The organism is Synechococcus sp. CS-197, from assembly GCF_025128215.1.
Lineage (GTDB): Bacteria > Cyanobacteriota > Cyanobacteriia > PCC-6307 > Cyanobiaceae > Synechococcus_C.
Genome location: NZ_JAHLZC010000016.1, coordinates 40,156 through 53,311, shown reverse-complemented (window position 1 = coordinate 53,311; position 13,156 = coordinate 40,156). Strand labels below are relative to the sequence as shown.

Genomic DNA, 13,156 nt, shown 5'->3' with positions numbered 1-13,156 from the left:
CCAGGCATTCACCTCAGGCCCCTGGCTCAGGGGTCCATCGTTCAGGCGTCGACGGCCACCGTCACACTGGTGTGGCTCTGGGCCTTCGCGGCGGTGATCTCCAGCACGCCATCCCGGTAACTGGCCTGAACAGCATCGCGGTTCAACCCCTGGCCGAAACGGAAGCTGCGGCTCCAGGTGCCGTAGCGGAACTCGCTCAGCCGGGCTGTTTCGTCGTTTGCGTTCTCATCTGCAATGTTCGTGCTGGCAGGACGGCGACGTTCGGCACTGACGCTGAGGGTGCGATCGGTGGCTTTGACGTCGATCGAGTCGCGGCTCACGCCAGGCAACTCCAAGCGCACGGTGTAGTGATCGGCCGTTTCGTGGATCTCTGCTGCTGGAACACGTTCAGCCTGCGACAGCTGCTGATCCAGTCGTTCAAAGAGATCGAATGGTGATTGACGAAGGGTGATCATGAGTAACTCCTCAGGAACGTGATGTGGTGGGTGTTTGCATCACCCGCAACGACAATCTGCGTGTTGTTGATCAATCTGATCAGGGTGAGAACCGTCCTTTTTTGTACGGTCTGAACCACTCAGTTCGGTTGTTACAACTTGGATGTCGTGTGAACCGAACAGTGGATGTGCTGATTACAGCCACCACCAACTGGAGAACGCTGCCGCCTGCCCGCAACGCCGTCCTTCCTCATCCCAGAGCGTCCAGATCCGGGCGTTGCGAATCATGAATTGCCGCCCGCAGCGATCCACGCGAATGCCGCTGTAGGTGTTGATCGCGTCGCGCGCGAGGGCCTGCCTGAGAGAGGCCGCCCGTTCCTTCCGTTCCGACTGCGCAGCGGTGAGACGCGATGGCATGCCGACCATCTCGTTCCAGGGCCGCTTCCAAAGCCTGAGGGCGGTGGCGTTGGCGTAAGTCAGGGCTGGGTCGCCTGCGTTGTTGTGGGCCAGCACGGCCATGCTGCTGTTGAACAGCTCCTGCGCAGTCAGGCGTCGGGATGTCCCTGGACGGTCGCTGGCCAGCAGAGGGCAGTCGAAGGCGCGCCGATGGGAGAGCAGAAGAATCGAAACCAGGCCCTGCATCTCCAGGGCCTGCCAGGGGGCGGTTTCAGGCACCTGCTGTCATGGCTTCCACCATGGCCTGTTGCGCAAGCGCTTGCCCCTGTTCCCTGAGATGGGAGAGGAAGCGCGGCCGCGCCTCAGGAAAGCGCGGTTCTTCGGCCAGGGGGAGATCCCCGGCCGCATCCAGGCCGGTGTCGCCCTCCATCGCCGGTGTGATCACCACAAGATCACCGTCCAGGCTCGCGTCGTAGCGCCACCAGAGCGTGGGATCGAGAACAGCCGGGTGGGGAGGCGGCGGTGTGTCGTCCGTTGCCGTGACGGCATCCGTGGTGGCGCCCTCGCTGTCTGGCTCAGCGCTGGTCGCCTTGGCTTCCAGGGCCTTCAAGCGATGGTCAGCCAGGTCTTCCAAAAGCTTGGCTCGCGTGCGTCCCCGCAACTGGAACAGCACGAATGGATCCTCGCTGAACCGCTCTCCCATCAGGAAGTACACCGCACTGATGTGCTTGCAGGGATTGGCTTTGTCGGGGCAACTGCACTCGCTGCGCACCTCCTGAAGCTTGAAGGGGAACAGCCGCCGGCCGCTGGCGGCGAAGGCACGTTCGATATCGGACGGCATGATGCCGGCCAGTAATTGGGCGGACCAGCGCGCCTTCTGTGTCAGAGCCTCCAGCACGTAGCCCCAGTCCTCATCGCTGAGCACGTCGAGCCAGAGCTTCACCTTGTAGGGGTCTTCGCCGGTGCCCTGCACCCTGGCGTGCACCCGTCGTCCCTCGAAGCGAATCGAGGTCACGTGCCCTTCGCGGGCATAGGCCCAGGCGCGCTCCAGGCGCTTTTTAAAGCGGTAGGAGTTGATCAACTCCATCCACTGCTCCACCCACCAAGGCTGCTGACCGAGGCCGTCGTCCCCGAGGGAGGTGTTGATGCCGGTTCCGTTGGGTGTGATCGTCATGGGTTGCGCGTCTCGTTGGTTTCCAGGCTCACCAGCTCCTTGAGTTGGCCCATGTCGAGGCCACCGAGCCACTCCTCGCCCGAACCCACGATGTCTTCCGCCAGTCTGGACTTCTCCCGGATCATCCGGTCGATCTTCTCTTCCACCGAACCACTGGTGATGAATTTGTGCACCATCACCCGGTTGGTCTGGCCGATGCGATAGGCACGGTCCGTGGCCTGGTTCTCGACTGCTGGATTCCACCAGCGGTCGATATGGAACACGTGGCTGGCCCGGGTGAGGTTCAGTCCCACTCCGCCGGCCTTCAGGGACAGCAAGAAGAGCTGGGGGCCACGTGGGTCCTCCTGGAAGCGATCCACCATGGCCTGACGTTCTCCCTTGCTGGTGCTGCCGCTCAGGAACGGCACCTCGCTGCGCCAGCGGCGTTGCAGGTAGCCCTGCAGCAGGTGCCCCCATTCCGCGAACTGGGTGAACAGCAGGGCTCGATCCCCCGCTTCAATCACTTCATCAAGGATTTCTTCGAGCCGCTGCAACTTCACCGATCGCTGCAGGAAGTCGTCGCTTGCCACCTCTTCCTTCAAGGCCAGAGCCGGGTGATTGCAGATCTGTTTGAGGCGCGTCAGCAGTCCCAGCACCTGGCCGTGGCGTTTGCCACGCGGCGCGCGGGCGATGGCATCGAGGGTGTCTTCCACGGTTTTCGCATACAGGGATTTCTGTTCCTTGCTCAGGCCCACCCATTCACTCAACTCCACTTTTTCGGGCAGGTCGGAGATGATCGCCTTGTCGGTTTTCAAACGCCGCAGGATGAACGGCCCCACCCGCGATTTGAGATCGCGCAACGACGACATATCGCCATAACGCTCGATCGGCATGCGGTAGCGCTGCCGGAAAAACTCCTCTTCCCCGAGCACGCTCGGATTGAGGAAATCCATCAGGGCCCAGAGCTCGCTCACCCTGTTCTCAACCGGCGTGCCGGTGAGAGCGATGCGAAATCTTGATCCCTTACGAGTTCTCGCCAGATCACGGGCGGCCTGGCTCTGCTTGGCCGAAGGGTTTTTGATCGCCTGGGCTTCATCGATCACGGTGCCCAGCCAGTCGAAACTCTCCAGAAGCTCGCTGTCCCTCTGCAGCAGCCCGTAGCTGGTGAGCACCAGGTCAACGTCTTTCAGGGCTTTTTTGAGAGCTGCTGGGGTGGAGGGGCGCTTGGGGCCGTAGTGCTCAAGAACCGTGAGCTCGGGGGTGAAGGCCGCGGCTTCCCGCTTCCAATTGGTGAGCACGGAGGTGGGCGCCACCAGCAGCACTGGCCGTTTCAGTTCCTTTTCCATCTTCAGGTGCTGGAGGAAGGCCAGCAGCTGGATTGTTTTGCCCAGGCCCATGTCGTCGGCGAGGCAGGCTCCCTGATCGAAGCGGTGCAGGAAGGCCAGCCAACCCAAACCGCGCTCCTGATAGGGCCGAAGCTGACCGCAGAAGCCCTCGGGTGCAGGCAGCGGATCCGGCGCTTTCTGCTGGTGGTATTGCTCCAAGACCCCTTGCAGGCGTGGGCCTGCGTCGAAGGCATGCACCGGCAGGCGCATCAAGGTGTCCCCTTCACTGGCGGTGAGGCGAAGGGCGTCGTCCAGGCTCAGATCTGGGTTGGCGGCACAGAAGCGTTCGGCGTTCTTGAGATCGTTGGGCCTGAGCTCGATCCAGGCTCCCTTGTGGCGCACGAGGGGACTGCGCTTGCCGGCCAGCCGCTCCAGCTCCCGCAGCGTCAGGGTGACGCCGCCGATCATGAGCTCCCAGCTCCAATCGAGATTTTCCCCGAGCGTGAACCCGCGCGAGCGTTCCGGTAGCTCAGCCTTAATCGCCAGGCCAAGACGGCTGGCCAGGCCTCCCGAGAGGCTGGGGGGGAGGTCCACACCCACGCCCACGTCCCGCAGTTGACGAGCGGCGGTGCGCACCAGCACGAAGGCTTCCGCCGGGGTGAGCTGCATGGCTTCCGGCGTGGCGCTCTCCAGGCCCCGTTCGATCGGGGCGAACACCGTGAGAGCGCGGCCCATGCCCTCGAGCAGCACCTCACCGGGATGCTCCACAGGAATTTCCCCGAGTTGCAGGCCTCCAGGCCCAGCCGCCCAAGCTGCTCCTGCTGGCACTTTCAGCGTTGGATCGGCTTCGGCCTGCAGGTAGAAGCGCAGATCCCAGAGCTCTTCACCCTCGTTGGGGGTGGCCAGTTCAAGGCAGGCCCTGGCGGCCGCCACGTTGCCCGCCACTCCCTCGCGCCAGTGATGGCTGGCGGTGGCCAGGCGTTCGGCATCTTCGTCGTTCAGATCGATTACCCCGGTGTCTGAACTCAGGGCGTTTTCCCAGGCGCAGAGCAGGGGGTCGAGCCCCTCGTCATCGGGATGGAAGCCCTTGCGCAGCTGGGCATCCACCAGGTCCTCCAGCAATGTCGCCACCCGCAAGCGGCCGCTGCGGGGACGACAGCAGGCCACGGGATTGGCAGCGCGCATGGCTTCGGGCCGCAGCCTGGTGATGCGATTGCTGCGTTTGCCTGTGGGCTCTCTCCAGGGCAAAGCACAGGTGGCCACCAGGGGCAGACGGGCGGCCAGGTCCTCGAGCCGGCGCCGATCGTCTTCCCGGTTGAGCAGTGGGACCCAGCGGGCGCGGTGGGGATACCCTTCCCCACGGCTCAATTCCACCTGGGGCAGCCAGCGCCCCCGAGCCACCAGGCTGAGGGCCCATCGCTGCATGTGGCTCCACCAGCGCAGTTCGTCGGCCAGATCAGGGTGATGGCCTGAGAGGGGAAGTTTGGCCAGCCATGCCGTGGCCGCCATCGGTTCGATCGCCAGCCCCTGCACCTGCCAAGGCCACCACTCGGTGGTTTTCGGAATCGGTTCGCCGGCTTGCAGCGGCAGCCCGCACCAGGGGGGCTGCTCCTCTATTTGGGGGGTGGCGGCAGCCGAGCCCCGGGGCCGTCGTGGTTTCACACTGCGGCTCGGCAGGGTGAGGCATGCGGTGGCGTCGATGATGCCGTCTGGGAGCAGATCGCGCTCCGTGAGCCAGGCGCGCAGATCCTCCGCACTCAGGGTGAAGGGATGAAGGGCCGGGGTGGCTCCGGGGCCGAGCGGCTCGGCCACACGCCAGGTGTCAGCCCACACCAGCAGGGCAGCCCGACCGGAGCTGCTGGGGGTGCGGATGGCGGGTAGCCAGGTGGCGTGCAGCAGGCTCATGGCCGCGACGCAGACAACATGCGTTGGGTTCCGTGGAGCAGGAGCGCACTGCCGATCAGTGGCAGCCACCCCACGAGGAGATCCACTCCCAATGATGCCAGGGCGCCGGAACCCCCCCAGGGAATCGCAAGGGGCATGCCGAGGCTGCGCACTCCGCAGATCGCGCCCACCAATCCCGCCTGCAGGTGGGAATCCTCTGGATCAACCCGTTCGAGATGAAAGGCGAGCAGCCCATAGAAGAGCCCGCAGCCCGTGGATCGCACCGCTTGCTCCACGCCGAAGGCAAGACTGATCAGCCCTGCGCTGAGTCCAGCCAGCAGGGCCCAGCACACTGAGCGCCAGCGCAGGTCTGCACGGCTCAGGGGCTTGCTGCTTTCCGCGCTGCTGTCGGCCAACGTGATCGGCGGCTGAAAGGCGATCATGGCTGCTGGACCCGCTTTTCGAGCCCGAACCCGCCATGGCTGTTGCACGATCGTCGCGAACCGATGCAGCGCGTCCCCGCACGGGTGCGGAGATCCGAGACGCCTTTCTGGCCTTTTTTGAGGAGCGCGGCCACAAGCGCATGCCCAGCGCGTCGTTGGTGCCGGAAGACCCCACGGTGTTGCTCACGATCGCGGGGATGCTGCCGTTCAAACCGATCTTCCTCGGCCAGCAGGAGCGTCCAGCCCCCTGTGCCACCAGCTCCCAGAAGTGCATTCGCACCAACGACATCGAGAACGTGGGGCGCACGGCCCGGCACCACACCTTCTTCGAGATGCTGGGCAACTTCTCGTTTGGTGATTACTTCAAGCAACAGGCGATCGAGTGGGCCTGGGAACTGAGCACAGGTGTGTTCGGGCTCGACCCCAAGAATCTGGTGGTGAGCGTCTTCCGCGACGACGACGAAGCGGAGCAGATCTGGCGTGAGGTGGTGGGGGTGAACCCCAAGCGGATCATCCGCATGGATGAGGAAGACAACTTCTGGGCCTCCGGTCCCACCGGACCGTGTGGGCCCTGTTCGGAGATCTACTACGACTTCAAACCCGAACTGGGTGATGACGGCATCGATCTGGAAGACGACGACCGCTTCATCGAGTTCTACAACCTGGTGTTCATGCAGTCGAACCGCGATGCGGAGGGCACGCTCACCCCACTGGCGAACCGCAACATCGACACCGGCATGGGTCTGGAACGCATGGCCCAGATCCTGCAGAAGGTTCCCAACAATTACGAAACCGATCTGATCTTCCCGCTGATTCAGGCGGCGGCTGAGCGGGCCGGCGTGGACTATCACCAGCTCGATGAGAAGGGCAAAACGTCGCTCAAGGTGATCGGTGATCACAGCCGAGCGGTCACCCAGCTGATCAGCGATGGCGTCACCGCCAGCAACCTGGGCCGCGGCTACATCCTGCGCCGCCTACTGCGCCGGGTGGTGCGCCATGGCCGCCTCCTGGGTATCGACAAGCCGTTTCTTCAGGCCATGGGTGAGGCCTCCATCGCCCTGATGCAATCCGCCCACCCACAGCTGAGTGAGCGTCGTGAGGTGATCCTTGCCGAACTGCAACGGGAAGAAGCCCGTTTCCTGGAAACGCTGGAACGTGGCGAGAAGTTGCTCGCGGATGTGCTGGCTGCCAAGCCGAAGCAGATCAGTGGTGAGCAGGCCTTTGAGCTTTACGACACCTATGGCTTCCCCCTGGAGCTCACCCAGGAAATCGCTGAAGAGCACGGCCTTGCGGTGGACCTTGCCGGCTTTGAGACGGCGATGGAGCAACAGCGCCAGCGTGCGAAAGCGGCCGCAGTGAGCATTGATCTCACCCTTCAAGACGCGATCGATCAGGTGGCTGCAGGTCTGCAAGACACCGAATTCCGGGGCTATGAGCAGCTGGAACAGAGCAGCAGCATTCAGGCCCTGGTGGTGAACGGTGAGCCGGCGCAGAGCGCTGTTGCTGGTGATGCCGTTCAGGTGGTGCTCGATGTCACGCCGTTCTATGGCGAAGGCGGTGGCCAGATCGGTGATCGCGGCACCCTGGTGGCGGATGGCCAGGCCGGTGATGGCCTGATCGTGATGGTCGAGTCGGTGAGCCGCAATCGCAGTGTGTTTGTGCACAGCGGGCGTGTGCAGCGTGGTGCGCTGGCGGTGGGCGATGTGGTGCATGGCCGGGTGGATCGTGCCTGCCGCCGCCGGGCCCAGGCCAACCACACCGCCACCCACCTGTTGCAGGCAGCGCTCAAACAGGAGGTGGACCCCGGCATCGGTCAGGCCGGTTCTCTGGTGAGTTTTGATCGCCTGCGCTTTGATTTCCACTGCCCGCGCGCTGTCACTGCCGAAGAGCTGGAGCGCATTGAGAGCTTGATCAACGGCTGGATCGCCGATGCTCATGCGCTTGAGGTTCAGGAGATGGCGATCGAGAAGGCCAAGGCCGCCGGCGCGGTGGCGATGTTTGGTGAGAAATATGCCGATGTGGTGCGTGTGGTGGATGTGCCGGGTGTGTCGATGGAGCTCTGCGGCGGCACCCATGTGGCCAACACCGCGGAAATCGGCCTGTTCAAGATCGTGAGTGAAAGCGGTGTGGCTGCCGGCATTCGCCGCATCGAGGCCGTGGCTGGTGCTGCGGTGCTGCCCTATCTCAATGAGCGTGATGCGGTGGTGAAGCAGCTGGGTGAGCGCTTCAAGGCCCAACCCGGCGAGATCATCGAACGGGTGACGGCCTTGCAGGACGAGCTCAAGGCCACGGGCAAGGCGCTGGCCGCGGCGCAGGCTGAGCTGGCGGTGGCCAAGTCAGCAGCTTTGGCCACGAAGGCGGTGGCTGTGGGTGACTTCCAGCTGCTGGTGGAGCGGCTTGATGGTGTGGATGGCACTGGGCTGCAGGGGGCTGCGCAGAGCCTTGCTGATCAGCTCGGTGATGGTGCTGCAGTGGTGCTAGGTGGTCTGCCGGATCCTGCCGATCAGGGCAAGGTGATCCTGGTGGCGGCCTTCGGCAAGGCGGTGATTGCCCAAGGCCAGCAGGCCGGCAAGTTCATCGGTGGCATCGCCAAGCTCTGTGGCGGCGGCGGCGGCGGTCGGCCCAACCTGGCGCAGGCTGGGGGCCGTGATGGGGCTGCTCTGGCTAGCGCGTTAGAGGCGGCATCGCATCAATTGAGGGAGTCTCTTTGATCCCTATGAGTCACGATGTTGAAACGTGGCTCTCTTTCTGAATGCTCGAGATCTCCCTGCCTTCAGATCAACCCTTTCAGTTGCTGATCTTGCTGATTCTTGGTCATTTTCTGGCTGACTTTCCGCTCCAAGGAGATCGGATGGCCGTTGAAAAGTGTCCAGGAAACGATGTTGTTCTCGATTGGCGTTGGTGGCTTTCGGCCCATGCGGCGACCCACGGATTCGTCGTGGCATTGCTCACAGGCGTTCCCGTTCTTGGCTTGGCTGAAACTTTTTTTCATGCCGCAATTGATTATGGCAAATGTCGTTTCCGATACACGCTCATTGTTGATCAGCTCATGCACTGGGGGTGCAAGTTGGTTTGGGTCATGCTTCTGACAAACTGGTCTTAGGCCCTAGCTGTGGTTCAAAGCACCGTGATGCTGTTGTTTTTGCTGGTTTTGCTATGGCTGCTCACCTTTGTGCTGGGTCGTGCCCGTCGTTCGGAGAGGTTTAAGTTTGCTCAGTGGATTCCGGGAATGTTGTTTTTCCGGATTGCCTTAACGGCAGCTGTGTTGAGCCGCCTGCTGTTGATGTTTGAACAGCAGGGAGAGGTGCTCGTCTGGCTGCGATTGGTCGAGAGTGCTGCTCTCTATGTGGCTTTTGTGGAGTTCTCGCTCGACCTGCTCTGGATCGTTTTGGCCAGGGTGAGCTCGCGAAAAGTGGCACCGCCAAGACTTTTGAAAGATCTACTGCTTGTTGTGGCAGTGCTCTTGGCTGTTGCCGTCCAGCTTCAGAGCCGAGGTTTGTTGACCACGTTGGGCTCTGCTGCTGTTTTGGGTGGTCTGGCGTTCGTTGTGGGTCCAGGAACTGCCTCTCAAATTAGTAATATTTCTTCTGCGCTCACCTTTCAGGCTGAGCGACAATTTTCAGTGGGTGATTGGGTGGATATCGATGGTTCTGTTGGGCGTGTTGAAACCGTCACTTGGAACAGTACATATTTGTACGATAATATCCAAGATCGAATTATTATTCTGCCGAATTCGCTGATTGATTCCAGTAAGGTCGTTAATTTCTCTAAGCCGGCGTCAAATCGATACCGTGTCGATGTTGAGATGGGATTGCCTTACGAGGCTCCTCCCCAGAAAATTATTTCTATTTTGCTCGATGTTTTGGAGAATCAGCCTGGCGTCGTTCGCTCCGCGCCATGTCATGTGTTAGTTGAGTCGTTTGCAGACTCATCAATCAATTATAAGTTAAAGTTTTTTATTTCTAATTACGCTGAGCGACATGCTGTTAAATCGGATATTTTTTCAAATGCATGGTATGCGGTTCATCGAGCTGGATATTCGTTCCCATTTCCTGTTGAAGATGTGAGGACGTTTGCTGAGACCGAACGTAGAGATGCAGATCTATTGCAACAGGTGCAAAAGGAGAGTTTTGCGGTTTTGCGCCGTGAGCCGCTCTTCGCCTCGCTCACGGATGCTCAGATCAGAGACATTGTTGTGCACGATGCTGCTTTGGCGTTTGGCGATTCTGAGGTGATTGTTCGAGAAGGGGATGTTGGAGATTCGATGTACGTTGTTCTCGAAGGAACCTGCTCTGTGCAGGTGAAGGCCAGTGGTGGGCCACAAGAGCAGATTCTGCTTGCTGAGTTGCGTCAGGGAGCTGTGTTTGGTGAAATGGCTGCGCTCACCGATGAGCCCCGCAAGGCATCGGTCTTGGCCAAGGGGCATGTGACGGTGCAGACAATCAGTCAGCGCATGATCAATGATCAGTTCCTGAAAAACGGTGATGCCATGGAAGCCTTTGCAGCGGTTATGGCGAAACGAGAAGCACGCCGACGCGAGTTCTCGGTCGACCAAACTCAGACTTACGAGCTTGATCTGATCGAGCGGATGCGCAAGACCTTTGCGCGACTGTTTGCTGCCAGTTGACACGACACAGATGCATTGGTGCCTCGGCTTGTGTTTTGGACAGTCGACTGGATTGTTGCCAAAGTGATAAATGGTGGACACTCCTCGGCATATGGGTCGCTTTTCAGTTCGATCAACGTTGCTTTCCGCTGCCGTTGGCCTGGTCACGTGCAGTGGCTTCGCGGTGATGGTCGAAGCTCAGGCCAATCCACGCAGCACCTTCCCTGGTCGTCGTGTGGGAGGAGGAACCCGGGGTGAATGCAGTGCGCGTTCGCTGATTCACCTGGTTCCTGAAAGCAGTGTCTATGCCCCTGGCTCCTCAGGGCTGATAGGCCTCTTACAGGGTCCGTCGTCCAGCCCCGTGAGCTTAACGGTGAGTTTTAAGCCTGAAAATGGCTCCGAAGAGTCAACACGCACCCTGCCAGCCACACCTGCCAACATCGTTTTAATGGCAGCGAAGCTTCAAAGCTCGACTGTTTGGGAGTCGAGTTTCAATTGCAACTCGGGCGAGAGAGGAAACAATTCGGATCCCATGGCATTTGTTCAAGCCATAGCACCTCCAGCACTGAGTTTGTTGGTGTTGGATGTTGAGCCCAGCGATCAGCCCATTCAGAAGTCTCTGAATTCGCTGCAAACTCAATGTGGAAAAACTGTGTCCACGTCTCAGGCCATGGCCCAATTCGGGCTTTCTGATCTCATCACTGAGGAATGGCCAAAGCAGCTGCCAGTTCGTTGTCTTTCCTAAATGTTAGAAGATAATTGCTAATCGCTAAAGTCGGTAATCGTTACTATTGCAAGTAATAATTAATAGCGTGAGTTGTTGATTATTGGCCTGCGTTTTTAAAGCTGTCTTTTGTATATTTTTTCTCATTCATTGTTGAATTTCAATTCACTCACGTCCAAAGGTTCGTCTCGGCCTTTCACTTGAACGGGGCCCCAATAGTCGAGGTGCAACGATTCGCGGAATTCTGTGGGCAGGAGTTCCAAGGTGGTGCTGGAGAGCAGCACCCGCAGCACACCCTCATGGCGATTTTTGTCATAGCTCTCCAGCCGTGATGCGCAGTTCACGGCATCGCCGATCACCGCATATTCGATGCGCTCTGCACTACCCATCGACCCCACCAGAGCCTCGCCCGAGTGAATGCCCATGCGCACGCGCATGCTCGGCGCTCCCTCGGCTTTGAGCGCTTCGTTGAGCTTTTCCAGCCCGTCTTTGATTTGGAATGCGGCCTCGATCGCCGCTTGGGCTTCTGCCGATGGATTTCCTGGTAAAGGCACCCCGAACACAGCGAGCATTCCATCGCCGGTGAACTTGTTCACCATGCCGTCCCTTTCGGTGACGGCGGGCACGCAGATCTCCATGCCGCGGTTTAGCCAGTCCATCAATTCCCGTGGGCTCATGCCTTCCGACACGCTGGTGAAGGAAGCCGTGTCCGTAAACAGTGTGGTGATCGGCAGCTGCTGCCCTTGGAATCGCCCATCACTCAGCAGGGAGTCCCGTTGTTCCCACAGTTGTTGGGCCACCGCCGGTGAGGTGGTTTGCCCGAGCAGCTGTTGAATCTGTTGGGAGTGCTGTTGGCTTTCCACGCCACGGCGCAGCCAGGCTGCTCCGCTGAAACTGAGCAGACCTGTCAGCGGCATGGCCATACCGATCCAGATGTGATTCCAGAGCAGTGCTCCAAGTCCTGCAGCAGCTCCGCCGGCCACGAGGCCCACAACAAGAATGCTGATGCGTTGTTTGGGGATACGCTCCCCGAGCAGCAGTCCTGTGCCGGCGAAGCCGATCACCAGCAGCAGATTCCCCCAGCCAGGTATCAGCCAACCCTGTTGAAAGCTGCCATTGCGCTCGTCGATCAGGGTGGCGAGGCGGTTGGCATGCACTTCCACGCCCGAAATCGTGAACAGGCTGTCACCCCTTGCAAATCGCGTGTGCGGCACTTCGAACAGATCGCGCAGGGAGGGCGCTGTACTGCCGATCAACACGATGCGATCGCGAAGCATGGTGTTGGGCACCGTACCGTCGATGACCTCGGCCAGGGTGTAGGTCGCGTAACTGCGCGGCTCGCGAAAGCGAAGCAGGCGTTGGAGCCCAAGTCCTGCGTCAATTTCGTTGTGGTATCCGCCTGCATCAGCCGACAACCATGGGCCAGCGTTCGTTCCTGCATCCAGGGCGTCCCGCAGGGATCGATCGCCGGTGGCGACTTCCAGCACGCGCAAGGGGAACGCCACGGTGGCTTCGTCCTGTCCGGTGACATGCACCAGGTCACGACGCACCACACCATCACCATCCAGGCTCAGGTCGTTGTACGACTGGCGCTCGATCGGTGTTCCGGGGACAGCTCCAATCCCAGCGGCCACGTTGAAGATTGAGACCAGTGTGGGTTCCTCACGGAAGCGATCACGCAGGCATTGCTGCTCGGCTCCCACGCCTTGATCTCTGTAGATGTCGAAGCCGATGGCGGTCACGCCGCTGGCATTGAGTGCATCGAAGGCATCGCAGAAGATGCCATCGTCAATCGGCCAGCCAAAGCGCTGGATGTCGCTTTCTTCGATGCCCACCAGGGTGATCGGCTGGTCTTGGCCTGAACCCTCTGAGCGTTGACTGGTGATCAGGTCGTAGATCACCAGATCAAGGGTTTGGGCGAGGTCAGTGCTGCGCAGCAGCACCAAAACGACGATGGCAGCGAGATAGGGGCCGGTGGATTGCAGCAGATTGCGGAAGCGTTTCATCGCCGTTTCAACGTTGGATGCGCCTGATTGGCTCCAGCCTGGCTGCATGCGTGTGGGTGATGGGCTTCTTGTTGGTGATCTGCAACGGTGGGAACCTTCGCCCTGTTACTGATCTCAAAAGCAACGGGCCCTAAGCATGAAGCCTGGATGAATGTCATTCGCTCTCCTGCAGCAAAAGCGCATAG

At 60.5% G+C, this 13,156-nt stretch carries 9 protein-coding genes; 3 read left to right on the top strand and 6 right to left on the bottom strand.

What is annotated here, in order from left to right; genetic code table 11:
• Window positions 1-41 precede the first annotated feature (41 nt).
• The 5 genes from KQ296_RS06185 to KQ296_RS06165 form a co-directional block, all read right to left on the bottom strand.
• Window positions 42-455, bottom strand: coding sequence for an Hsp20/alpha crystallin family protein (locus KQ296_RS06185; protein ID WP_011934289.1), 414 nt, complete (start codon window positions 453-455; stop codon window positions 42-44).
• Between the two features lie 174 nt (window positions 456-629).
• Window positions 630-1,109 (bottom strand): MEKHLA domain-containing protein, encoded by a 480-nt coding sequence (locus KQ296_RS06180; RefSeq protein WP_011934288.1) that lies wholly within the window; start codon window positions 1,107-1,109, stop codon window positions 630-632.
• A complete protein-coding gene (locus tag KQ296_RS06175; RefSeq protein WP_011934287.1) occupies window positions 1,102-2,004 on the bottom strand; it encodes an SWIM zinc finger family protein in 903 nt (300 codons plus the stop codon). Before KQ296_RS06175 ends, KQ296_RS06180 begins: the two co-directional genes overlap by 8 nt.
• Complete coding sequence (locus KQ296_RS06170) at window positions 2,001-5,213, bottom strand: DEAD/DEAH box helicase (RefSeq protein WP_011934286.1); 3,213 nt, start codon at window positions 5,211-5,213, stop codon at window positions 2,001-2,003. Before KQ296_RS06170 ends, KQ296_RS06175 begins: the two co-directional genes overlap by 4 nt.
• Complete coding sequence (locus tag KQ296_RS06165) at window positions 5,210-5,635, bottom strand: hypothetical protein (RefSeq protein WP_011934285.1); 426 nt, start codon at window positions 5,633-5,635, stop codon at window positions 5,210-5,212. Before KQ296_RS06165 ends, KQ296_RS06170 begins: the two co-directional genes overlap by 4 nt.
• A 35-nt stretch (window positions 5,636-5,670) precedes the next feature.
• Between KQ296_RS06165 and alaS the strand changes: the two genes are divergently transcribed.
• The 3 genes from alaS to KQ296_RS06150 are packed head-to-tail and all read left to right on the top strand — an operon-like array spanning window position 5,671 to window position 10,262.
• The gene (alaS, locus tag KQ296_RS06160; RefSeq protein ID WP_011934284.1) at window positions 5,671-8,346 is read left to right on the top strand and encodes an alanine--tRNA ligase; all 2,676 of its coding nucleotides are present in this window, start codon (window positions 5,671-5,673) and stop codon (window positions 8,344-8,346) included.
• Between the two features lie 41 nt (window positions 8,347-8,387).
• Window positions 8,388-8,738 carry a DUF3307 domain-containing protein gene (locus KQ296_RS06155; protein WP_011934283.1) on the top strand — a complete coding sequence of 117 codons (351 nt, stop codon included), beginning with the start codon at window positions 8,388-8,390 and terminating at the stop codon, window positions 8,736-8,738.
• A gap of 9 nt (window positions 8,739-8,747) precedes the next feature.
• On the top strand, window positions 8,748-10,262 hold the full coding sequence (locus KQ296_RS06150) for a mechanosensitive ion channel family protein (RefSeq protein WP_083833664.1): 1,515 nt from the start codon (window positions 8,748-8,750) through the stop codon (window positions 10,260-10,262).
• Window positions 10,263-11,108: 846 nt separating this feature from the next.
• Here KQ296_RS06150 and KQ296_RS06145 read toward each other — a convergent pair.
• A complete protein-coding gene (locus tag KQ296_RS06145) occupies window positions 11,109-12,971 on the bottom strand; it encodes a CHASE2 domain-containing protein (protein WP_011934280.1) in 1,863 nt (620 codons plus the stop codon).
• Window positions 12,972-13,156: the final 185 nt, after the last annotated feature.

What these genes read in the sequence shown, in the direction of transcription:
- alaS (WP_011934284.1), top strand. Translation starts at nt 5,671, where the DNA reads ATGGCTGTTGCACGATCGTCGCGAACCGATGCAGCGCGTCCCCGCACG.
- KQ296_RS06175 (WP_011934287.1), bottom strand. Translation starts at nt 2,004, where the DNA reads ATGACGATCACACCCAACGGAACCGGCATCAACACCTCCCTCGGGGAC.
- KQ296_RS06165 (WP_011934285.1), bottom strand. Translation starts at nt 5,635, where the DNA reads ATGATCGCCTTTCAGCCGCCGATCACGTTGGCCGACAGCAGCGCGGAA.
- KQ296_RS06155 (WP_011934283.1), top strand. Translation starts at nt 8,388, where the DNA reads ATGCTCGAGATCTCCCTGCCTTCAGATCAACCCTTTCAGTTGCTGATC.
- KQ296_RS06145 (WP_011934280.1), bottom strand. Translation starts at nt 12,971, where the DNA reads ATGAAACGCTTCCGCAATCTGCTGCAATCCACCGGCCCCTATCTCGCT.
- KQ296_RS06170 (WP_011934286.1), bottom strand. Translation starts at nt 5,213, where the DNA reads ATGAGCCTGCTGCACGCCACCTGGCTACCCGCCATCCGCACCCCCAGC.
- KQ296_RS06185 (WP_011934289.1), bottom strand. Translation starts at nt 455, where the DNA reads ATGATCACCCTTCGTCAATCACCATTCGATCTCTTTGAACGACTGGAT.